Below are 24,608 nucleotides of genomic sequence, written 5' to 3'. Positions count from 1 at the left end.
TTTTTAACATTACTAAAGTTTTTTTTAGCAATGACAAAAACTTTTTAAGCTCGCGCATCTTGATCAGAGGTATTGTTGATCGGCGAAGTCGTAACCCAAAGCTCAACCGCTTCGGTCTCACCCAGCACGATTGAATAGTGCAATGTTGAGGTGTCGTGATGAATCACATCGCCCGGCGACAGCGTGAAAACCTGATCACCCAAATGATATTCCAACTGCCCCGACAACAGATAGCAGAAGGCCTCACCAGTATGGCACATGCGTTCAGAAACATGCCCAGCAGGGCGATGAACGATCTGCGGGTGGAACAACGCGCCAGCAAATCCCGGACCCAGTTTTTCATAATAACGCCCACGTGTTCCAAGCGAATAGGACTGGCGGTTATCCCGCGCAACATATTGGGAATACACCTCGGGCACACTGAGCAATTGCTCGATACTGGTCTGCAAGGCCGCCGCGATCGACATCAGGGATGTCAACGACGGAGAACTTAGCCCGCGTTCCACTTGCGGCAGAAATCCGGTTGTCAGCTCGGCAGATTGCGCCACCTGATCTAAAGTCTTTCCCATCGCCTTGCGCCGCCTGCGAATGGCCTGCCCCAGCTCAGTCGGCTTACCTTTCTGCTTGGACTTGGCATGCTTGGTCGGGGCTTGCATTCACGATCTCCTGGGCTTCGGAAAGTGCAAGCCATTCAATAGAATTATTCGGCGAAGATCAAAATTTATTTTTATCAGCCTAAAATGCTTAGACTGATAAGGATACCGCGCAGTGTCTCAGAGTGGAGTGGCGCGATCCAATTTATGCCCATGTTTTTGGGTGACAGTTTTGTATTTTTTCTTGCGACCCCGACAACCTAAGCAGGACGTCAACGGTGCGTGGTGCGGGTCTTTGGCTCTTTTCAGAACTGGAATGATACCTGCACATCGCCGCCGTATTACAGGTCATCCTGAGCTAAGAGTGCTTCAAGCAAAATTCGAAATTAAAGTGCTGCGCCAGCCTGTGCGGGCGCAGTCCAGGTGTAACCCTGAGGTGGAACTTACGGCAGCAGATCAGAGACCTTGCTGAAACCCGCCAGATCGTAGGTAAAGGTAATCGGTTCACCGATCCGGTTTACCCCTGCGATCGTCAACTGGTCTCCGGCGCGCATGGCCGACATCCAGTCCGAGGAAACCGTTGAGCGGGCAAAACACCCCTGCGCCTCGCAGGTCAGAAACGCGGGCTGCGCGACTTCGGTGCCATCAACACTGGCCACCAGCCCTTCGGAAAACAACAGTCCAAAAGGAAGGGTTAGCACAGCCTCAACCTCGTCTTTTCCAGCCGGTTTCACAAATGCGATCGAGGTCAGACGTTGATTGTTTTCGGCCAGAACAATGCTTTGTGTCATCTCGCAAACCAACTCGCCCCCACTGACCAAATTGCTGCAATTGACAGACCAAAGCGGTGCCTCAGTTTCCTGCGCGGCCAGCGGCAGCGCCAACCCCATCGAGACGCCCAAGACACAAATCCAAGTTTTCATTCAGCTGTTCCTCATGAGTTAGAATTGTACGCCAAGACCAAGCCCGACCTGCAAAGCCTCGGTTGAGTCTCCGAACATATGATCCACGCTCAAATTGATAAAGCGGCTGTCATCCAGTGCGAACAAACCGAGCCGGGCCGAAATGACCCCATGGCTGTCGCCGACATAGCTGGTATTGGCAAAACCGCCATCTGCTGCGCTGGCCCCCGCGAAACCGGCAGTGACCGATACTGTATCATCGGACGAGAAGATGGCACCCGCCCGCAAACTGGCGCGCAGCTTCTGCTTGCCGCTCAGGACCTGTTCGGTCCCCATTTCCAACGAAGGTGTCAGCGAGTAGATCATGTTGCTGTCGTCTTGCAGGGTGACCCCGGACAACGTGGCTTGACCGTTACTCGAAGTGGCCAGACGTGTTGCGTCAAATGACAACTCGGGGCGCAGGTAAGACGCCCCTCCAGCGAACCTGTGGTCATAGGCAAAGCTCAACCGCAGGTTCTGATGGTTGGTCTTGTGGGTGATCTCACTGACTCCCGACGTGTTCACAACAGTCCCGCCTGGCAGTACACCAACGATCCCACCGGCGCTGAGCGTATCGTAATCCGACCACCCAGCAGACAGCTGGGCTGCGAATTCCCACGCACCAGAATACTTGGTGATCGACGCGCCAAGATTGAACCGGTCGCCATTTGCAGTATAGGACGACCCGTTGCTCAGGCTCATCCGGTCGTGACCCACGGCAAATCCTGCGTAAAGCTCATCTCCGACCGGAATACGCACACCTGCCGAAAGGTTGGTCGCGTTTATGTCGAGCGCATCGTAGATTCCGGTCTGGTCGCGGTCAAAGAAGGATCTGCCACCCGAGAACCACATGCAGTTCCGCGGGTCATCACCAACCTGATAATCCGTGAAGCGCTCACAATTGTGCAGTGTGTCGGCAAACACCCGTGTGCCGTAGTAAGCATCCACCAGATCAGACGCATAGTCTGACGTCGACAGCGTGTTGATTGCAGCGATGACCTCAGCCTCGGACTGCATATTGCCGATGAGGGCAAACAACTCGCCCTGTGCCGCCGATCCCTGACCGTAAAGCACTTGGTTGATATAGTTACCGATGGCCGTTTGGTTGGCATTCATCCCTTGCGTCGAATAGTCGGGCGCAACCACCAGATCGATGGAACTGCCGTCAGACGTCGAACCATTCAAACCTATCGAATAGTCCAGAACCACCGTGTCCTGAATCGTTGTCCCGGCATCCGCTGCGGTGCCATTCGGATTGATGATCACCAAAGGCAAAGCGCGTTCCAGCGTGTTCAGCTGTGGCGTCAACGTACCGCCGATTGTTGCGTTTCCGGTCACATTGACCAGATCGCTTCTACCACCAGATGCACCTGAGGTGAGGAAATACACATCAAACGTTGACGTTGCGCTATTGCCGAAGGCAAGGCTTCCGGTCAGATCCAGCTTTTGGCTGACATTGCCGTAGAAAGCAAAGTTACTGGCCTGCACAGATGACGTGAACGTTGTGTTCAGCCCCCAGTTGGCACCCAGAACAAACTCGCCGTTCACCTGCATCATACCGGTAGACCCTAGGTCGACCGTATCCAACGCATAGAACGCAGCCCCTTGTTCAACAGTAAGACCATTAGTGCCCGCACCAAGATTCAGGTTTCCAAGCGCCGCACCCGAGAGTGTCACCTGATCGTTCCCATCCCCGCCATTCAGCAGTTGATTGTTCCCGGCCAACAGAACGCTGTTCGCCGACAGCGACAGCGCGTTGTTCGTGCCTCCGTCAACAACGATCGAAGCAACCGAGCGCGTCTGCCCAGTGCCACCCATTATCACACCATCGAGGTCAAGATTAATGGCACCTGCACCATCACGCCCCTCGGACTGCGCCAGAACACCGATACCGCCGGCGCCAACCGACATGATATTGCCGCTCAGCGCCATGTCGATGGCCCCACCGGAACCCGCGCCGCCAGCGGAACCACGGAAGACTGAATCCACCATGCCGCCACCGCCGCCCAGAGATTGCGCTAGCACACCAATCGCGTCTTGGCCGGTGGTTACGATGGTCCCGGTCTGCGTGAAATCGATATCGCCGCCATTGCCGCCATTGTTGGTCGACAGACCCACGGTGATCCGGCTTTGCGCCATGTCGGTCGAGACAATACCGCCGCCACCGCCGATGCTCTGAATGACGAAGCCATGAGAGCCTTGGCCGCTGGTGGTCATATCGCCGATATTGGTGAAGTTGACATTGCCGCCATCCCCGGTCGATCCATCCTGCGCGCCCAGGGTCACATCGGTGGCACCAAGCCCCGAGATCACAACCTCGCCACCGCCCGCACCGATGCTTTGTACCGTTTGACCAAACGCGCGGTCTCCGCTGGTAAAGACATCACCGTCCAGCGACAGGCTGATCGTGCCGCCATCGTTGTTGAAGCTGGGATCAGCACCCAGGATCACCGACGCAGCCTTGCCTGTACCGGCCACGCCACTGCCGTTGCTGTTCAGCACCAGCTTACCGCCGCCGCCACCAATCGACTGCACTGTACCCGCCGACGAGAATGCGCCATCTGTGCCAACATCACCCGTACGGTTGCCGGTTACATCTCCACCACTTGCATCGTTGGTGTTGATTGCACCCAGTCGTGCCGTGACGTCGATGGCGTCACCATCCTCGACGTCCACGTTGGTGGACGCGGTTCCACCGCCGCCGCCGACGCTCTGCACCATCAGGGCGGTCGATCTGTCACGCGTCGTGGCGATGTTGCCGTCATGCGTCTGCGTAATCTGATTGCCCGCCGTGCCTGATACATCGTCGCCGCCAAGGGCAATGTCGCTGCGCACGACCGAACCTATCGCGCCAGACGTACGGGTTGTGAAATTGACCGATGTGTTGGCATTGCCGCCACCGCCATTCACCGATTGAGCAAACACAGCCTGCGCACCTTCACCATTCACCAGAATGTCGCCAGTCGAATTCACGGTAACGGTGCCGACCGAACCGGTTGTTCCTGTACGGGCACCCAAGGCCTGTGAAATGGTGTAATCCAGCGCCGAAACCAGCGGGGACGAGACCGAGTAGCCTGCGTTGCCGCCACCGCCGCCAACGGATTGCGCATAGATGCCAAACCCGTTTTGGGCGTTCACCACAATGGTGCCGGTATGATTGACCGTGACGTCTCCGCCATCGGCACCCGATCCGCCCGAACCACCAATGGCGATCTTGGAGTAAGACTTGCCGGTCATCGTGTTCTTGAGGTCATTCACATCCATGGACACGGCCAGCCCACCGTTGCCGCCGCCGCCGCCGACCGATTGCGCCATGACACCGTAAGCCCCCGCGCCATCGACCTGAATATCGCCGCTGTTGGAGACGATTACGTCGCCCGCGACGTTACCGCTGCCGCCCGAGCCGCCGATGTTCAACTGCGCTGTGGGCGAGCTGTTGTCGCCGGTTTTCAGCCGCAGCGTCCCGGTGATGGAGCTGCCTCCATTTCCGCCACCGCCACCGATAGACTGGGCAAATATCCCATGCGCACTGGCACCCGTGGTCACGATGGTACCCGCATTGGTCACTGAAACGGTGCTGCCAATACCGCCTGTGCCACCCGAGCCGCCCAGACCAAATTGCAGCGCCCGCCGCGTGCTGGCCTCAGCCCCGCCATAACGGCCGTCGACCGAAATAGTCGAACCGCCAGTGCCGCCGCCGCCACCAACAGACTGCGCGAAGATACCGTGACTTTCAGCACCGCTGGTCAGGATTGTACCGTCGACCGTATTTGCAACCGTCACTGTGCTGCCAGCCCCGCCTGTGCCGCCGGTGCCACCAATCAGAATGGCGTTTGTCGTTGCGCCGTCTGAGGACCGACCCAGGATAATGTTGCGCACCTGTTGAGCGTCTCCGCCACCGCCGCCAACGGATTGCGCGTAGATACCAACGGATTTGTCGCCAACAGTCTGGATCAGGTCTCGGTTCGTGACCGACACCGCCGCCGAGGTCGCACCCGTGCCGCCATTGCCCCCGATTGACAGTGTGGCCGTGTTGCCGATGTCTTTGCGCAGGCTGATGATGCGGTTCTCGACCACACCCCCCATGCCGCCACCGCCGCCGACGGATTGCGCAAAAATGCCATGAGACATTGTGCCTTGGGTTGTGATGATCCCGTCGCTGTCTACGGTTACGGTGTCCGAGGTCATGCCGTCCCCGCCTGTACCTCCGACATTGATTGATGCAGTGGTCCCAACGGTCGACGGGTTGACTACGGCTTTGATGGTATCGAGGTTCGACTGACCCGCCTGAACCATACCGCCGGTGCCACCCGCGCCGCCAATGGATTGTGCCAGCAACCCGTTTGACCTGTCGCCAAAGGTCGCGACCCGCGCGGTATTGGTGAGGTCGACCTTGCCACCCAAGCCACCGCTGCCGCCGCTGCCACCGATGGACAGGGCAATCGATGTGCCCTTGCCAGCCGAGTTGCTGGCCTTGCCGCCGGTGCCGCCACCGCCACCAACGGCTTGGGCAAACACCGCATGGGCATCCGTACCCTGGGTTGAGACCGTACCAGCCACAACAGCTGTGACATCGCCGGCTTCACCGCCGGTGCCACCTTCAAGCCCGACAGACAAACTGGCCTTGTTGCCTTTGCTATCACCGGTTTTAGGCGTACCGATGCTAACAGACGTCGAGGTCGAGTTTCCACCTCCGTTACCGATCGATTGCGCAAAGAAGCCGTAAGAGCTGTTGCCCTGCGTAGCGATGACTCCGTTCGAGCTTGCATAGACGTTGCCGCCCATTCCACCCGTGCCGCCAACGCGACCGATCTGAATGTTGACGTTGCCGCCATCCACCGAGGTAGAGGCAGAGTTGTAACCGGCGTTGCCGCCCCCGCCGCCAACAGATTGCGCGAACAGACCGTGGGAATTTGCCCCTTGCGTGGTAATGTTACCAGTATGGCGCAGATCGACTGCGCCACCGTCGCCGCCGTTTCCAACGCCACCGCCAATCGCCAGTCCAAAGCCCTTGTTGGTCGCGTCCGAGGCCAACTCGTAGGTCATCCCCAGGTTCAAGGCTGCGTTGCCGCCACCGCCACCGATGGATTGCCCAAAAATCCCGTGGCTGCCGTCCTGCTTGGTCAGGACATTGCCGTAATGGTCCACATCAATCGTGCCACCATCACCCGCTGTTCCGGCAGACCCGCCAATGGCCACCACAGCCGACACACCCGTTTTATTACCCGAGGAATCCGCCGGGTTCACCTTTCCCTCAAGCTCATCAAGTACCGCATTGTAGTTTGCGATGACTGAGTCATCGACGCCTGTGTTCGTGGGCGTTTTGCGGCCACTTGAATCGCCCGTGCCGCCATTGCTCTGACTGCCGGTTGTTTTGCTAATACCGACAACCGCGTTGATCCCGGCGTCACCGCCGCCGCCACCGATGCTGGACGCCTCGATCCCGTGTGATCCGGCCCCATCGGTTGTGATGGTACCCGCTGCCGCTGTCGACGTTCCGCGCGCTACGGTGACATTGCCCGCGTCACCGCCGCCGCCGCCAAAGCCACCAATGCCCATCGCGATCGGTGAGCTGTCTTTGGTACCCACGAACGTCGCGTTGATCCCACCGGTACCGCCACCGCCGCCAATGCTCTGCGCAAAGAGGCCACGTGCGTGATAACCGTTTGTCGAGATGTTGCCGGTTTGCGCAACAGTTACGTCGCCCGCATCCGCGCCGGTGCCTCCGTGGCCGCCAAGGCCGCCAACGATGCTGAGATCAGTCTTGCCGCTGGAATTGTTGGAATCGCCGTAGTTCAGTTGACCGGTCACGTTCAGCGCGCCGTTACCGCCGCCGCCCGCAATAGATTGCGCCAGAACACCGTGCTTCCAGTTGCCCGCAACCGAAACCGCGCCCGCATGATCCACCGCTACATTGCCCGAGACATTGCCGTTGCCGCCAAAGCCGCCAACCCCGAATGTGACCGAGGGTATTTTACCGTCCTTGCTCAGCGCGATACCGCCCGAGACGTTCAAGCCGCCATTGCCGCCGCCACCGCCGATGGACTGCGCCAGCAGACCAGCCGACCCGTCTGTATCCTGCTTTTCTTCATTGAAGACACCCATGTCGATAAACAGACGCTCAAGTCCGAAAGTTGAGGTCAGTTCCTGAGTTTGATCGACAATCGTGTTGCCCAGGAAATCGCGCAGCTTGTCCTCGAACGTTGTGTTGTTGGGGATCGAGATGTCATCAGGGTTTGTCGTGACCGTGATGTTTGCCTGCGACGTGACAGTAACGTCACCCGCTTTGCCGCCATTGCCCGCGAACCCGCCGACACCCACGATCAGCGAACTGTCTGAAACGATCCCGCCCGAAACGTTCATGCCACCATTGCCGCCACCGCCCCCAACGGATTGTGCCAGCAGACCGGACTGCCCCGTACCATGGGCCCGGATCGTACTGCCTGCGCCGATATCAACCGAGACGTCCCCAGCGTCGCCGCCGCCGCCGCCAAAACCGCCAACCCCGACAACAACTGCGTAGGACTTGCTTTGATCGGTCAAACCCGCGCCGGGTTTGCCGCTAATCGCTAAACCGCCGGATACATTTATCCCGCCATTGCCGCCGCTGCCGCCAAGCGATTGCGCAATAATGCCACTGGCTCCTTTGCTTTGATCAACAGTCGAAGTGCCGTTGGATATAACCATTGGCACCGCCTGAACATTGCCGGTGTAATCCAGATCGACAGATTGTGCGTTGCCGCCCGCGCCACCAAAACCACCGACACCCGCCGCGACTGAAAAGATCGTGCTGGAACCTGAAGGTTTGGTCAGCGACAGCGTACCAGAGATATTTGTGCCACCGGTTCCGCCACCACCGCCTACGCTTTGGGCAAACAAACCGTGCGAGCCGTCCCCTGCTGTGACGACGTCGCTTTGGACATCCAGTTTCACGGTGCCTGCGTCTCCGCCGCCGCCGCCGAAACCGCCGAGGCCCAGTCCCACAGCCGCACCGGATTTGCCAGACAAGCTCACCGCGCCGGATACATTCAGACCGCCGTTGCCGCCGCCTCCACCAACGGATTGCGCCATAACCCCGATACTTTCCGCGCCAGTTGTGACAATCGAACTGGTGCCGCCAGCGTTTGTACTGGAGCGCAGGGTGCTGATCACATCTCCGGCATTCCCAGCACCACCGCCAAAGCCGCCAACGCCAAGGCTGATCCCGCCCCCATTCTGCTGGCTGATGCTCACGGATGCCGAGATATTGGTGCCGCCATTGCCACCACCACCGCCAAGGCTTTGGGTCAGAACACCGGTGCTGCGGTCGCCGTCAGTGCGGACCCCACCCGTCACAGTCGATTGGGTCAGTGCTCCCGCGTCTGCTCCGCCGCCGCCGAAACCGCCTACGCCGATACCCACGGCCGCGTTGGTCGACCGGGACAGGGACAGCGCGGATGAAATGTTCACACCACCATTGCCGCCGCCGCCGCCAAGGCTCTGCGTCAGGATACCAACTGAATCATCCCCAGCAGTTGTCACATTGCCCATGACCTGCTGCGTGACACTGTCCGCAGCACCGCCGTTGCCGCCAAATCCGCCAACGCCAACACCGAGGCCGCCCGAATAGTTGCTGGCCACTGAAATCGCACCAGAAACGTTGGTTGCGCCGTTGCCGCCGCCGCCACCAAGGCTCTGGGCGATGATGCCCGCAGACCGTGTGCCAGAGGTGCTGATGTTTCCCGTAACCGTGCTGTTAACGGTGCCACTTGTTCCGCCGCTGCCCCCAAAGCCGCCAACGCCGATGCCTGCAGCACCGGAACCTGTACGCGCAATGCTAAGCGCGCCCGAGATATTGACGCCACCATTGCCGCCACCGCCGCCAACGGATTGCACCAAAACGCCGGTCGACGTGTCGCCCATCGTTGTCACATCGCCTGTGACCGTACCGGTTGCAGCATTGGCATTTCCGCCACTGCCACCGGACCCACCAATGCCGACGCCAACAGCGCCGCCGCCCGTGCCCGAGAGATTGACAGCCGCAGAGACGTTCAGCCCGCCGTTGCCGCCTCCACCAGCAGCAGATTGCACCAGAACACCGCCCGAGTTGTTGCCCGCAGTATTCACGTTGCCCACAACGGTGCCCGTAGCAGTGTTGGCATCACCACCGCTTCCACCGCTGCCGCCAAGCCCTACGGATGCGCCCCCGCTTCCTTTTCCGGCGACAGTCACTGTCGCTGAGACGTTCATGCCGCCATTGCCACCGCCGCCGCCAAGGCTTTGTGCGATGAACGCTCCGGATTCATTGCCTTGGGTCGAGACGTCGCCTGTCAGCGTTGCCTGTACCGTTCCGCCATCGCCGCCAGTGCCGGACGCGCCGCCCAGACCAACAGATGCACCACCCGAACCCGTTCCAGCCGCAGCCACCGCGACCGAGATATTCATGCCGCCATTGCCGCCACCGCCGCCAACGGATTGAGCCAATAACCCGGAAGAGGTTTCGCCTAACGTGACAAGGTTACCAGTGACGTCAGCCGTGACCGACGAAGCGTTGCCGCCGCCGGTTCCGCGACCACCCAAACCCACTGCAGCCGCGCCAGAGCCGGTACCTGCTCCACCTACAGAAGCCGAGACATTGAACCCGCCGTTGCCACCGCCGCCACCAATGGATTGCGCGACGACCGCACTGGATTGGTTGCCTTCGGTGCGCACGCTGTTGGCAACTGTCAGCCCAACAACGCCACCGGTGCCACCGCTGCCGCCGGACCCGCCCAAGCCAACGCTGATTGCGCCCGCGCCTGTGCCAGCCCCGGCCAGTGCTGGTGAGACGTTCATGCCGCCATTGCCACCGCCGCCACCAACGGATTGAGCAAGGATACCCACCGAAGCAGCACCCATGGTCACCACGTTTTCAGTGGTACTGGCCGTGACCGTACTGCCGTCACCACCACCCGCGCCAGAGCCCCCAAGACCAACCGAGACCGACCCCGCGCCGGTGCCAGCGCCTGAGACGGTTGGAGAAACGTTAAAACCGCCGTTGCCGCCGCCGCCGCCAATGGATTGCGCAACAAACCCGCTGGACGCGAAACCTTTGGTCAAAATGGTGCCGTTGGACGTCAAAGTGACTGCACCACCATTGCCGCCGGTATCACCCGATCCACCCAGACCGACGCTGACCGCACCACTGGCTGTTCCCGCGCCTGACAGAACAGGGGCCACGTTGAACCCGCCGTTGCCGCCACCGCCCCCGATGGATTGTGCGACGACACCCGAAGATTGATCTCCGCGCGTTTCAACAGCGTTGTTTGACGTGGCTTTGACAGTGCTGCCGTCGCCTCCGCCACCGCCATTTCCACCCAAGCCGACAGACACACCACCGCCAGCGGTGCCCGATCCCTGGACTGACGCACTGACGTTGAAGCCGCCATTGCCGCCGCCACCGCCGATAGACTGCGCCAGAATGGCCGTTGATCCGTTGCCCCGCGTCAATACCGTGCCGCCGGACGTCAAAGTAACTGCGCCACCGTTGCCACCGCCACTGCCGGTACCACCCAAGCCAACGCTCACCGCGCCTGACCCGACGCCCGCACCAGCCCCGGTACCCGAAACGTTGAAACCGCCGTTGCCACCACCGCCGCCGATCGATTGCGCGACTACGCCCGAGGAACGATCCCCAATCGTTTCTATTGAATTGGTTGTGGTCAGGGTGACAGTCCCACCGATCGCACCAGTGCCACCATCACCGCCCAAACCTACGCTAACAGCACCGCTGCCCACACCTGCACCTGCCAGCGACGCACTGACGTTGAACCCACCGTTGCCACCGCCGCCACCGACCGACTGTGCCAGGACCGCAGTAGAATCCGTGCCGCTTGTGCGGACTGTACCCGTGACTTGCCCGGTGACTGTCTTCCCGACACCACCACCAGCGCCGCCGCCGCCCAAGCCAACGGAAACGGCACCGCCGCCGGCACCAGCCCCCGCTATTCCGGCTGTGACGTTGAAACCGCCATTGCCGCCACCGCCACCAATGGACTGAAACACCACACCACTTGACGCATCAGCCAGTGTTGTAACGTTTCCTGCAACCTGACCTTCAACGATGCCGCCATCGCCGCCCGAAGCACCATTGCCCCCCAGCCCGACTCCAATCGTACCAGCTCCGGCGCCCGCTGCGGCGACACCTGCGGTGACGTTGAAACCACCGTTACCACCACCGCCGCCGATGGATTGCATCACCACACCCGTCGAACGCAGACCCTCGGTTCGGACATCTCCGTTGACACGAACACCTGAAACAGTGCCTCCGTTGCCCCCGTTGCCACCTGAACCTCCCAAACCGACGTTGACTGTTCCCGCGCCTGCGCCGCCTGCAGCCAAACCTGCCGCGACGCTGAATCCACCGTTGCCGCCACCGCCACCGATGGACTGAACAACAACCGCCCCGGAATCGTTTCCACGCGTTGTAACATTTGCACCAACCTGCGCGGTCACAGTGCCACCGATACCGCCACCGCCGGATTTACCACCCAGGCCGACATTCACGGACCCGGCAGCCGCGCCGCCGATATTAGCGCTGGCCCCGATGCTGTAGCCGCCATTACCACCGCCGCCACCGACGGATTGCGCAACAACGCCGCTGGAAAACGCGCCGCTGGTCTCGATAGATGAGCCGCCCGCGACCAAAGTGACCTTGCCTCCAGTTCCTGCCCCGCCGCCATTGCCACCGACGCTGACATTAACCCCAGCAGATGCCCCACCGCTGGCGCTGATCCCGGCCGCGATACTGCCCCCGCCGTTGCCACCGCCGCCACCGACGGATTGCGCAATAATCGCGCTTGAGTTTGTGCCGGTCGTCGTCACATCAGCATTGGTCGAGACCTGTACGATCCCACCATTCCCAGCGCTGCCCGCCTGGCCACCAATTCCGACCGAGACGTTGCCGGAAAACAGCGCCGAGGCACCGCCGGTTGCGGCAACAGCCAATCCGCCATTGCCGCCACCACCGCCGACAGACTGAAACAGCATACCGGTTGACCGGTTCCCTGTTGTGACAACCGTGCCTTCGAAACCGGCGGCAACGGCTGCGCCACTGCTGTCAAACTGACCAACCGTGACGTTACCGCCTTTGCCACCTGTACTGCCGTCACCTCCAACACCAACTGCCAGAGAGCCAGAAACCGGACCGCCGGAGACCGCAACCGAAACGGCATACCCGCCATTGCCGCCGCCACCGCCAACGGACTGCAACATGATGCCGGTTGAATCGTCTCCCCCGGTTTGCACCGAAGCCGAACCGCCGCCAGCAAGCGTTACATTGCCCCCGTCTCCTCCACTGCCTGCCGATCCGCCGACGGAAACAGAAGCAGCGCCAAAAGCGCCGACAGCAACCGAAACAGCCCCGCCGCCGTTGCCGCCACCGCCACCAACAGATTGCGCAAAAACACCCGTGGATCGCGCGCCCGACGTCTGGATCGCCGAAGGCTGACTGCTGTCTGTATTGGATAAAGTAACGTTGACGTCACCACCTTTGCCACCAGCTCCGCCATCGCCGCCGATTGCGACGCCTACAAAGGCCCCAACAGACCCGGACGAACCGCCATTACCGCCGCCACCGCCGATAGACTGGGCTAAAATGCCCATCGCATCGTCGCCGCCAGTGGTGATGATTCCATCGTTAACAATGGTCACGGTCGAACCGCTGCCGCCGCCGCTGCCGTTGCCGCCAACAGACACCATGCCGCCGGACGATCCCCCGTCACCGCCACCGCCGCCAATGGATTGAGCGATGATGCCACGCGCGCCATCCCCTTGGGTCACAATGCGCCCATAGTTGCTGACGCTAACCGCCGCACCTGTACCGCCACGAGACCCGCCGCCGCCGATGGCAACTAAACCAAAGGAATTTGCACCAGTTCCACCACTGCCACCGATTGACTGCGCCATCACCCCGTCAGCCCCGTCCCCAAGGGTCAGTATGCTTCCCGACCCCTGCACAGACACACTGACGGCGCTACCGCTGCCACCATTTGATCCGACACCGCCCAGCGACAGAGAAACGAGGCCCCCAGCGGTTCCACCGGAACCGCCCCCGCCGCCGATGGATTGGGCAACGATCCCTCGAGAGAAACTGCCCCGCGTTTCAATGGCTCCACCATGCGAGACCGAGACCTGCCCGCCGTTGCCGCCGTTATCTGCGCTACCTATCAGTGAAACAAGAAGGTTGCCGCTGGTTCCGGTAGAGCCACCAGACCCACCGACGGACTGAGCAAGAATCCCGTTGGCAAAATTGCCGGTGGTCAGAATAGTGCCGGTGGACGCCGTGTTAACCACCACGCTGCCACCGCTGCCGCCGTAGCCGCCGCTGCCGGAGGATCCGACCAATCCCCATTGCGAACCGCCATTGCCGCCGTTGTTTGACACACTCAGTGCATAGATACCGTCAGCATAGTCACCGCTGGTCGAAATCGATCCAGCTTGGGTCACCGTCACGTTACCACCATCGGCCGAGTGGCCTCCGGTGCCGCCACCCGGTGCCGCAAAACCACTGCCGCCGTTCCCAGCCTGGCCGCTGCGGCTGAACGCAAAGATCCCCTCGTTGTTAGCGCCCGATGTCTGAATCGTGCTGCTGGCCGTTTGCGTTGCGTTTACCGTGCCGCCCTTACCGCCGTCGCCCCCATCGCGCCCGTCCCAAAAGCTTAGATAGGAATCCCCGCCGTCGCCGCCGTCGCCGCCAACACTGCCAATCTCCCATCCGACATTGCTGGTGGCATTTACATTGCTGCCAAGAGACTGGGTCTGTGTCGGACCAGCGTTGCCGTTTCCACCAGAGCTCGGCGGAACCACCAATGCACCGTCCCGCCCATTGCTGCCATTCTGCCCATAGACAACCTGACTCACCCCGTTAGGGCCCGAGACGTTGACAGGTGGTGTCACCGTCCCCGGCGTACCCGACCCTTTGAAGTCGCTGTTGTACTGAGACAGCGTCAACTGGGTCGACAAATTTGCCGTACCGGTCGCTCCACCGCCGCTGATTTGCGCGGTCGTTCCAGTAATAGAGACAATATTGAAGGCAAGCGGAGGATTGTCCGAATTGTAGATTGTGTCGCCTGCGCTCTTAACCAGAAAAACGTAGCCGTCTGCGGTTTCAACGAAGGCTGTTGTACCCGCCGTTGGCGTGGATGCGGGGTCTACGATCAGTGCGCTAACTGTTGTATCCTGACCCGTCACCGGATTTTTGACGGTATCACCAACCTTCGAGGCCGCCGTCGGCGCAGCGAGCAAAGGATTTGAAATCAGAGCTAAAAACGAAACAGTAACCAGCAAATTTGATTTCTTGATCACTCTGGAACCTCACAACCAACGCATTCAAACGACACGGCAACCGGACAGGTTCCCGAAAAGCAGTCACCTGCAATTCGAGCTTTCCCCATCACCATCTTGTGAAGAGTATCTGCAATTTTAAGACGATTGATGTGAATTTGTTCACTCATTAACGGTTTGGTAAGACTAATTGCTGATTTACAACACAAAAGTATCACTTCGATACAATGCAATGTTTCCAAAGCGATAACGAATGCCACCCGCAATGGTTGTTCGTTTCAATCTAAGCAGAGATCACAACCCAAGATTGCAGCTCTCTGTTAGGCTGGATGACCTTCACTTCCGCTCTAAGTGTCTGCGCTATGTTCGGAAGTTTTGGAATACGGGCTTAACGCAATGCAGATCGTCTGGTTCAAACGCGACCTTCGCGTGCAGGACAACTCCGCCCTTGCACGCGCTGCGGAATGCGGAGAGGTGCTTCCACTTTATGTCGTAGAACCGGACCTTTGGCAGCAACCTGATATGTCTGCCCGCCACTGGGGCTTTATCGCCGAAACGCTCGAACAATTGCGCGATGATTTGGGCAAGCTGGGTCAGCCTCTGGTTATACGAACCGGGGAAATCACTCAGATCCTGTCAAATCTACATGTTGCGGGGCACCTCTCTGCGCTTTGGTCGCACGAGGAAACCGGCAACAACTGGACCTATCGCCGTGACCTGAAAGTGGCTGAATGGTGCACTGAAAACGGGGTGCGATGGCGTGAAGTTAAAAACCACGGTGTACAACGCCGAATGACCTCGCGCGAAGGGTGGGCCAGACGCTGGGACACCCATATGGCGCAACCCAAAGCTCTGCCGCCGGTTCTGTCAGCGCTTGAAATGGATCTGGGCCGTGTGCCGTCCTCGAAGGATCTGCAGCTTGTGTCAGATTCCTGCCCGGATCGACAGCCCGGTGGGCGAAGCGTCGGTTTACAGCTTTTGGACAGCTTTTTACACAGTCGAGGAGAAACCTATCAACGCGCGATGTCTTCGCCATTACAAGGCGCGTACGCCTGCTCGCGCCTGTCGCCCTATCTGGCTTGGGGGGCCGTATCGATGCGCGAGGTGGCACAGGCGACGGTGCAGAGGCAACAAAATTTGAGTTCGGGTGCGCAAGCCTGGCGCAAGTCGCTGCGTTCTTTTTCGGGTCGTCTGCATTGGCATTGCCACTTCATCCAGAAACTGGAAGACGAACCCAGGATCGAATTCAAGAACCTGCACAAGCTTTACGACGAGTTACGCCCTGTGCAGCCAGATCCCGCGAACCTGCATGCCTGGGCCAATGGTCAAACAGGTTATCCCTTTCTGGATGCCTGCATGCGTTCACTTCGAGCAACGGGTTGGCTGAACTTCCGGATGCGGGCGATGGTGATGGCAACCGCAAGCTATCACCTTTGGCTTGACTGGCGCGCGCCGGGTTTGGAATTGGCGCGGCTATTTACCGACTATGAACCGGGCATTCACTGGAACCAGGTCCAAATGCAATCCGGCACAACCGGTATCAATGCTGTGCGGATCTACAATCCCGTGAAACAGGGAAAAGATCAGGATCCGTCCGGCGTATTTACACGGCTATGGGTGCCAGAGTTGGCCGCGATAGCCGATCCTTACCTACAAGAGCCGTGGTCCGCACCGAATGCTGCGGCGGTGGTTGGCACGCTCTATCCCGAACGCATCTTCAACCACCTTGCCGCCGCAAAGCTGGCACGCGAGAGGATTTGGGCTGTCCGTCGCACTCCGGCCTTTCGCATCGAAGCCGCCGCCATCCAGTCCAAACACGGAAGTCGCAAACGCCGCTCATCGTCTAAAGCACGATCAAAACCTTCGGCCCAACTGAGTTTACCACTGGACGGCTAACCGATGCGCATGCGCAAGAAATCTGACCTGCCCTCTAAAACTTGCATCAGATGTGGGCGACCTTTCACATGGCGTCGGAAATGGGCAAAGGTCTGGGATCAGGTTCGCTATTGCTCGGACCGATGCAGGCGCGCCAGATGATCAGCCTGTTAAAGCATTTAGCCGTGACATGCGCCTCATGTTTTCAAAAAAGTGAACTCTTGCACCCCTCAAAGAACGCGCCCTTGACTAAAACTGGTCACCGACGGTTACACGCCCCCTCGCGCTGCCATGATCGCGAGACCTTCGGCCACTGCGGTAAAAACAGATGCAAAGGAATGTTCGGCATCCGGGAAAACACGTCGCATCGTTTCGGGGACAATGGCCATCAGGCTTGAGCCGCCAACATAGACAACCCGGTCGATCTGTTCTGCAGTTACATCCGCCAGGCGCAACACCTCTTGCACCCCAGTCTCCAACCGTGAAGCATGATCGTTAAGACTGTCGGCCACCAGCGCGTCACTTAGCTGTACCGCCAACCCAGCCTCAAGCACGTCAAGTTTGATCGCCGGATCTTGTGTCCCTGAGTTCACTTCAATCTTTCCACTTTCAACAGCAAAGGCCAGTTCATGCCCCAATTCGTGCTCAAGCACCGAAGCAAGGCGGGCCAACCGTTCAGGTGACTGGGCCAGTTGTACCATGTCGCCAACCGTGCGCCGGTTCTGCGCCGTGTACAGAAACGGGATCACCTCCCAGGTCGCCAGGTCATTAAAAATGGCATTGGGGGCCTTCGATGCCCCGCTGCCAAAGACATCCCGAACCATCGAACCTTTGCCCAAAAGCGGCATCACATGATCAATACTGATCGCGCGGTCAAAATCCGTTCCCCCAATGCGCACTCCGTGATTGGCCAGAATCTCTAATTCGGCTGCATGGGACCGAAAGACCGAAAAGTCAGACGTTCCACCCCCAATGTCGACAACCAGCCCAGTACCCGAGCCGCATTCAGTGGCACCTGTCGCGATGGCCGCTGCGGCGGGCTCAGGGCAAAACTGAACATCCGTAAATCCGGCGGCTATGTAACATGCGCGCAAATCAGCTTCTGCCTGAGCCTCTCGCGGGTCGTTCACCCCATGAAAAACTACAGGTCGCCCCGATACAACGCGTGTGCATGGCACACCAAGTTCGGCCTCTGCCTGTTCCCTCAGTTGGCGCAGAAAAGAACCGATGATTTCGACAAATGTCAGCCGCTCGTTCAATATCTGCCGCTTTTCATGCATTAGAGCAGTACCCAAAACCCGCTTGAGCGCTCGCATGAAACGCCCCTCCAGCCCATCCAAAAGCGCTTGGTTGGCGGGTTCACCAATCAAGGTTTCGCGCGTTTCGAAGTCAAAAAAGAAAGTGGTTGGAAGTGTCTGTGCATCGCCATCGAAACGTACAAGTCGAGGCGCGTTTGCATCCATGTAAGCAACAGCTGAATTTGACGTATCAAAGTCGATGCCGATCCACGGGCGGATGGGGGCCATGGCGCATGTCTCCGAATTGTCTGAGCAAAGAGCGTCGGGCCTAAAGTTTTCTCAAACCGGGGTCAAGCCTCCGCTGCTCACATACATGTTGAAACCGGTCCATCAGACGATGCGCAACGCTTTTTCCGAGCGTTAACTTCATAACCCACAAACGTCCAACTCTCTGGGTGCGCAGGATTCGGGTGCCCTTCATTCACTTCTGGGTACCCCTTTTCCCGACCGATCAAAGGTGCGCGGAAAGTATGTCTGCAAGGATCAAAACAGACTAACCCGCTCTCAAAACCTAAAGCGTTACGATCCTTTGGCAGAAATTCTGAAAACCTCAATATCTTGGTCTAAACCTCGAACAGCGTGACGACCAACGGACTGAACCATGTTTCCCATGTGTTTCGCAACACGCGAAGTGATCAGGGTCTTTTCACCCAGTATCTTACAAAGATCCTGCACACGACTAGCGACATTGACAGTCTGTCCTACAACTGTGAAGTCCAACCGATCAGGGCTGCCGATATTGCCAAATGTCACAGGACCAAAGTCGATGCCGATGACAAACTCGATTGCCTCTTGGCTTCGTTCATCCGCTTGTTTGTTGTATTCGCCAAGATTGGCCAAGGCTCCAGAAGCAGCCTCGACTGCCGATCTGCAAGTGGACTCGTCGCTGTTGTCGGTCTCAAAAACTGCCAGAATGCCATCGCCCATGAATTTGAGCACATCGCCGCCTGCGTTCTGAATTGGCGAGACCACCATTTCAAAATAGTCTCCCATCATGGCCAGCAGTTTTTCCTCGGGCCAAGCCTGGGCCTTTTCGGTAAACCCCCTGAGATCCGCAAACAAGATCGCGGCTGCAACCGTTCTGTGTTCCCCGCGCTTAATATGCCCCTGACCGATCTCCACCGCTGGACCATGACCCAGATAAGTCTGTAGCAGGCTTTTTTGTGACTGACGCATCGCTATGGGTTCCAAAGCTGCCGCAAGTGCGTAACGCGACTCTTCAATGTATCGAATGTGCGTATCGGAAAACCCGATTTCAGCATTTGAAGTGAAGCTGGTGCCTTGAACCGATCCATTTCCATGTTCCAGTGGGATGGCCAGAAAATCCGTGGCACCCGCTTCGGCAAGTTCTGAATAGATCGGGTGTTCATCTTCAAGGTTGAGGTCCGCCAGCCGCTTTCGCAGAGGGCACCGACGCGTGACGATGTATTCAAATGGGCTGCCATGCCAAGCACTTGTCGACAGCACAGTCGTGGGAACCGTATAGCGACGGGTGTTTTCAGGGGTCCAGATAATACCCCATGCGCTGAGCAATGGATTTGAGTAGTTTTGTGCAATCCGTGCCCGTGCCAATGGTACACCAAGCTTTACAAGGCCTTCGCAATAGCCTTGCACGATTGCGGTTTCATCGCCCAACAACCGTCCTTCAGAAATCAGCCAATGGTTCAGTGCATCAATTTCGGACACGAGTCCCTCGCACAAAATGGACGTGTTTACAGTCTACATATCAATTCCTAGGAGAGAACCCGCACTGATGCAGACGCTTTTGAAATTCTGCATCAATGCGGTTTGCCAAACGTGCGGCGGTTTCTTTTGGGGTATGATCAACTGACAGCGGCGGCTTTGGTCGGGTCATCCTCAAGTTGTTTCAACAAGCGTGCCTGTTTAACTTTTGGATCCAAGTCCGGGTCGGTTAAATGAGCCAACATGTCCGGTACGGTCGCTTCGATTTGATCTTGCGAGGCCAGCGCCATCCCATGAGCCACAAAGGGGCGCAGATAGGTCATTCCGGCAAGGTTCGCGGTTTGCTGGAAAGGCTTAAGAAACTCGGCCATCGTGTAATTGTTGTACCCTCCCGCGTGGTAACTGTGCTCGGGCCCACCTGTAGAGACAAGGATCAGAAACTCGCGCCCCTTCAGATGATCCCCACCGGGTCCGTAGGCAAAGCCATAGCTCAGAACTTGATCCATCCACGCCTTCATGACAGGCGGCGCAAAGTACCAGTAAAACGGGAACTGAAATACAATCCGGTCATGGGCCATCAGCAATGCTTGTTCCGTTTCGACGTCAAAACGCAACTCAGCACCACCGATATCGGTCAAATCGCGTGTGGTGACTTCTTGCGCGTCTGAAAGCGCATCGAACCAGACTCGGTTGATCCGGGATTTGCTCAGGTCTGGATGCGCGGTGAGAACGAGTGTTTTCATGTGTCTGCCTCTTGCAGAAGTTTCGCTGAATGAACGGTGATGAGGGGGCGACCATCGGGACGCGTGTCAAACCGCCAGTTTTCCTGAACCCGCGCTTCGATATGTTCTCCGCTCACGGTTGTGGCACGAAACAGAACTTCGAACTCCGTAGCGCCCGGCGTGACCTTTATCTTGCTGACGTGATGTTCGGTCGGGCGCTGCAAGGTTGCAAGTACGTCTGTATACCACGCGCGCACCCGAGCGTGCCCTGTCAAGGTCGCGTCAACATCCGGCATGTCCCAATCCACATCGGGGTGTAGGTCCTCAAGGAATGCCTCGATCGGATCAAGCCGGTCAAACCGCGCGAACCAATCTGCGATAAAGGAACGTATTTTGGGATAGTCGTTCATGGAGTTCACCATTCGGCGACTTAATCAGCCAGCCGGTCCGGCAGCGGAGCCAGATCATACTGCGACCAGAAAAACGTATTTGCCGCATCCTGATCGGCAGAAAGGTTCGTCGCTTCGACGATCTTGCCCTCTTCGATGCGATAGACCAGCGCCCAGGTCGTATCTACATTCGGTTTTCCGTCTGCATTCGACCAACCGCGATGAATGTCCACGACATGTGTTTCATCCGCGCCGAAATAGATCGGCTGGGCTTGGAACCCGGCTGTGCCCAATTGTGCGAAGAAGGCGAGCACTTCCTCACGCCCGTTCTTCGTTCCAGACAATGGGTGACGACCCGGAATGTGCCATTTGACGTCCTCGTCCATCACGGCAGCAATTCCGTCCAGATCGTTCGCGCCGTAGGCGGCAAAAAAGTCTTGGACCACTTTGATGTTCTCTTCCGGTGAGGCCGCCATGGCGGTGTCTCCTGCGATGATTGCGGTGGCGAGTGCTGCGGCTTTGGTCAGGGTTTTCATCTCTTGTCCTCTCAGGCGCTTAGGCGTCGGGCAACTGCAACGCTTTCTGCCGGTCTACGCTGTGATAACGAGAACTTAGTTATTTAGCTCTTTCGTGATAATTCCCCCGAAATTCACTACTTTCATGTATAGAGTCGAACAAAGCCAAGATCGGGGATCCTATGCGCTTACCGCTTGCAACGCTTGAAATCTTCACCGCCATAGCCAGGCACGGGTCGCTGCGGGCCGCCGCAGACGCACTTGGCATCAAACCATCGACCGTGAGTCATCAGTTAAAGTCGCTGGAAGATCAGCTGGATACGGCACTCTTCATAAGAACAACGCGCTCAATCAGCCTGACCGAAGCCGGGCGTGCGCTCATCCGTGGAGCGGGCCCAGCCTTTGACCAACTGTCCGAGGCGGTAGAAAGTGCACGCAGCACAGGCCATGCCGCCCGGGGCACGCTGAAGTTGGCCATGCCTGAATTTGCGTACCATTTGTACGTGAGCCCGATCCTGAACAGCTTTTGCGCCAAATTTCCCGAGATTGAGCTGGAGCTGTCATTGACGGATGCGCTCTCGGACATTTTGGGCGAAGAATTGCATGCTGGGTTCCGGTTGGGGGACCGAGTTGCGCAAGATATGGTCGCGGTTCGACTTACTCAGCCATTGCAACTGGCCGTATCAGCAAGTCCGCACTATCTGACTGCCCGCGGCACGCCCAGAGACCCACGCGATCTTCTTGAGCATAACTGTATTCGATACAGGTTTCAGTCTTCTGGCCAGATTGCTCCGTGGCGTTTTGAAGCCAGAGAGGGACCGTATTCCGTTCAAGTGCAAGGCAATCTGATCACAAACACTTTGCCAGCTTCGGTTGATCTTGCAAAACAGGGGTTGGGGCTGGTTTATACATTCCGGGCCTTTGTGGCCGCTGAAATCAGGGCAGGCCACCTTAAGCCTGTTCTTGAAAACCATCTGGGCCAGACGCCTGGTATTTTCCTTTATTACCCGCGGGAATACAGGGGCATGATGCCACTAAAGCTGTTCATTGAGCACATAAAACAGCAAAGAGGTTCTAAGTAGAAAAATAAGAATACTATTTCCGTTCAAGCAGCATCAGTTAAGCGCTGAACTGGTGCCACTTCCGACAAATCGGGCGAGATACGCACCATGTCAGGCAGTTGCGGGACTGGCTTGGACGCCCCCTTGAGGATCAATTCAGCCGGAACGCTGGTTGCTGCTGCTAAAGCTTGTGACAGTGGCATTCCGACTTTAGTCACCAGGTTCCGTATGGCGGTTGTCAGGTCCAAATCCGCCCCTGCCAATATACCGTCTTGCAGTGTCAGTCTGCCCTCCTCGCGCCGGATAAGCCGCCCTTCCAGATGAAACGCAGTTTGATCAGTGCCAGCCACGGCCATCGCATCGCTGACCAAGAATATTTTTCCCGGCCCGCGTTTGGCTACAAATGCAGCGCGCATCGTTTCGGAGTGAACATGCACAGTGTCTGCGATCAAACCTGCAAACAGGTTCCCGCTTGCAAGCACTGCTCCCACCAAACCGGGCTCTCGACTGCCGAGTTGGCTCATTGCGTTGAACAGATGCGTCGCGCAGCGGGCACCAGCCTTTGCGTAAGTGATGCAAGTGTCAAATGAGGCGTCGGTGTGGCCCAGCGAGACGATAATCCCCGCCTGGGTCAAAGCCTTAACCTGGTCAACCGAAACATTCTCTGGTGCCAACGTGACCATCAGCGCAGGTAATTCGCGGGCGGCAGCCAAAAGCTGATCAAGATCAGCTTCCTCCATCGGGCGGATCAGCGCGCCGTCATGGGCACCCTTGCGACGCACCGACAAATGCGGCCCTTCAAGATGCAGACCTGCAATGCCAGGAACCCTCTGGCGCACCGCCTGTATCGCAGCCTGTATGGCAGCAGTTGTTTTCGCTGGCGTGTCCGTGATCAGCGTCGGCAGAATTGCAATTGCCCCCAACCCGCGATGTGCCTGAGCGATCCGCTGCAACGTTTCGACCGAGGGAGCGTCATTGAACATCACACCTCCCCCGCCATTCACCTGCAAATCAACGTAGCCGGGACTGAGGATGTCACCTGACAGATCCTCAATCCTTGTGTAGGTCGGCAGTTCATTTGTCGGTATTATCGCGTCGACTGTGCCGTCTACAAACCGAATGGCATGATCTTGAAACAGTGTCTCTCCGTCAAAAATCGGACCGCCGGCGAAGGTGATGATTGAGCCATTCATACTGTTTCGGTCACTTTCCGAAGATGGCGCGGTGTATCAGGGTTGATGCCGCGACGCGCAGCGACGGCTTCAACCATACCATAGAAAGAAGCAATGGCAGCGACAGGATCGGTCATCCAATGCGCTGTCCGCACATGCGGCAGCGAAACAGCATCCTTTACGCGATCCGTCGTTGCAAAAACCTGTGCACCCTTGGCGGCAAGTGCATCTGCGACCTCTGCAATATTTGCCTCGGCAGCGTCGCCGGAGGAAAAGGCGAGGACCGGAAAACCTTGATCCACTATTGAAACCGGACCGTGCAACACTTCGGCAGAGGAGTAGCTTTCGGCGTGGATCTGGCAGGTTTCCTTGAACTTTAACGCCGCCTCGTTCGAGATCGCCCAGGACGTTCCGCGGCCCAACGTGAACAGCGACTGGCCATCGATCGCATCGATTACTACACCCCAGTCGCAGGCAATGGCCTGCTCCAGATCTTTGGGCAGGTTGCGGATGGCCGCCAGCAAATCTGCGTCGCCTTTGATCTCGGCCAGCAACCAAAGCCCCGCAACCAAAGACGTCACAAATGTTTTGGTCGCTGCGACACTCAACTCTGGCCCGGCATGAATGGGCAGCGCGGCCGAGGCAACATTCGCCAGGGCCGAACCGGTATCATTGGTAATCGCCACAGAATAAGAGCCGCCTTGGGTCAGCGATTGGGTCAGGCGAACAATGTCTGGGCTTTGCCCAGATTGCGACACCGATATGCACAGCGCGTTTGGACAGCGCATATCGACGCCGTAGATCGATTTGACGCTTGGCCCAACCGACGCCATGGGCAGGCCCAGCAACAGCTCTGACGCGTATTTCAGATAGCTGCAAGCATGATCGGATGATCCCCGCGCAACAGAAATCAAAAAGAGCGGATCGCGCGCGCGCACTTCTTGCGCCGCTGATTTGATGGCCTCGGATCCTTCGGTCAGCAGGCGGTCAACGGCGACAGGTACTTCGTTGATTTCCTGCCGCATAAGCGTGAGTTGGTTGGACATCAGGTCCGCCC

Annotated in this window: 13 protein-coding genes; 3 read left to right on the top strand and 10 right to left on the bottom strand. The window is 58.3% G+C overall.

Annotated elements, in window-relative coordinates; all coding sequences use genetic code 11:
• Positions 1 to 44: 44 nt before the first annotated feature.
• The 3 genes from ACR3EH_RS20025 to ACR3EH_RS20015 form a co-directional block, all read right to left on the bottom strand.
• A complete protein-coding gene (locus ACR3EH_RS20025; protein WP_480634856.1) occupies positions 45 to 656 on the bottom strand; it encodes a helix-turn-helix domain-containing protein in 612 nt (203 codons plus the stop codon).
• 380 nt (positions 657 to 1,036) lie between these two features.
• Entirely contained in the window at positions 1,037 to 1,516 is a 480-nt protein-coding gene (locus ACR3EH_RS20020; RefSeq protein ID WP_171187449.1) for an invasion associated locus B family protein, read from the bottom strand.
• A gap of 18 nt (positions 1,517 to 1,534) precedes the next feature.
• The gene (locus tag ACR3EH_RS20015; RefSeq protein WP_171676237.1) at positions 1,535 to 14,857 is read right to left on the bottom strand and encodes a hypothetical protein; all 13,323 of its coding nucleotides are present in this window, start codon (positions 14,855 to 14,857) and stop codon (positions 1,535 to 1,537) included.
• 375 nt (positions 14,858 to 15,232) lie between these two features.
• On the opposite strand from ACR3EH_RS20015, the gene ACR3EH_RS20010 reads away from it, so the two are divergent.
• A complete protein-coding gene (locus tag ACR3EH_RS20010; RefSeq protein ID WP_171187444.1) occupies positions 15,233 to 16,732 on the top strand; it encodes an FAD-binding domain-containing protein in 1,500 nt (499 codons plus the stop codon).
• A 3-nt stretch (positions 16,733 to 16,735) separates the two neighbouring features.
• Positions 16,736 to 16,873, top strand: coding sequence for a DUF2256 domain-containing protein (locus ACR3EH_RS20005; RefSeq protein WP_171187442.1), 138 nt, complete (start codon positions 16,736 to 16,738; stop codon positions 16,871 to 16,873).
• Between the two features lie 107 nt (positions 16,874 to 16,980).
• Here the strand turns inward: ACR3EH_RS20005 and ACR3EH_RS20000 are convergent, their stop codons facing one another.
• From ACR3EH_RS20000 to ACR3EH_RS19980, 5 genes are all read right to left on the bottom strand, one after another.
• Positions 16,981 to 18,237, bottom strand: coding sequence for an Hsp70 family protein (locus ACR3EH_RS20000; protein WP_171676235.1), 1,257 nt, complete (start codon positions 18,235 to 18,237; stop codon positions 16,981 to 16,983).
• 291 nt (positions 18,238 to 18,528) lie between these two features.
• Entirely contained in the window at positions 18,529 to 19,695 is a 1,167-nt protein-coding gene (locus tag ACR3EH_RS19995) for an adenylate/guanylate cyclase domain-containing protein (protein ID WP_171187438.1), read from the bottom strand.
• A 137-nt stretch (positions 19,696 to 19,832) separates the two neighbouring features.
• The gene (locus tag ACR3EH_RS19990) at positions 19,833 to 20,435 is read right to left on the bottom strand and encodes an NAD(P)H-dependent oxidoreductase (protein ID WP_171676233.1); all 603 of its coding nucleotides are present in this window, start codon (positions 20,433 to 20,435) and stop codon (positions 19,833 to 19,835) included.
• Entirely contained in the window at positions 20,432 to 20,824 is a 393-nt protein-coding gene (locus ACR3EH_RS19985; protein WP_171647893.1) for a nuclear transport factor 2 family protein, read from the bottom strand. The genes ACR3EH_RS19990 and ACR3EH_RS19985 overlap by 4 nt, the downstream gene beginning before the upstream one ends.
• A gap of 20 nt (positions 20,825 to 20,844) precedes the next feature.
• Positions 20,845 to 21,339 carry a nuclear transport factor 2 family protein gene (locus ACR3EH_RS19980; protein WP_216600462.1) on the bottom strand — a complete coding sequence of 165 codons (495 nt, stop codon included), beginning with the start codon at positions 21,337 to 21,339 and terminating at the stop codon, positions 20,845 to 20,847.
• A 161-nt stretch (positions 21,340 to 21,500) separates the two neighbouring features.
• Between ACR3EH_RS19980 and ACR3EH_RS19975 the strand changes: the two genes are divergently transcribed.
• Positions 21,501 to 22,400 carry a LysR family transcriptional regulator gene (locus ACR3EH_RS19975; protein ID WP_171187433.1) on the top strand — a complete coding sequence of 300 codons (900 nt, stop codon included), beginning with the start codon at positions 21,501 to 21,503 and terminating at the stop codon, positions 22,398 to 22,400.
• A gap of 23 nt (positions 22,401 to 22,423) precedes the next feature.
• Here the strand turns inward: ACR3EH_RS19975 and nagA are convergent, their stop codons facing one another.
• Positions 22,424 to 23,572, bottom strand: coding sequence for an N-acetylglucosamine-6-phosphate deacetylase (nagA, locus tag ACR3EH_RS19970; protein ID WP_171676231.1), 1,149 nt, complete (start codon positions 23,570 to 23,572; stop codon positions 22,424 to 22,426).
• The gene (locus tag ACR3EH_RS19965) at positions 23,569 to 24,597 is read right to left on the bottom strand and encodes an SIS domain-containing protein (protein ID WP_171187428.1); all 1,029 of its coding nucleotides are present in this window, start codon (positions 24,595 to 24,597) and stop codon (positions 23,569 to 23,571) included. Before ACR3EH_RS19965 ends, nagA begins: the two co-directional genes overlap by 4 nt.
• Positions 24,598 to 24,608: the final 11 nt, after the last annotated feature.

The sequence above is a fragment of the Ruegeria sp. BG7 genome (genome assembly GCF_056535685.1).
Note: the sequence above shows the minus strand (reverse complement) of the source record. Positions and strands in the feature narration are given on the sequence as shown.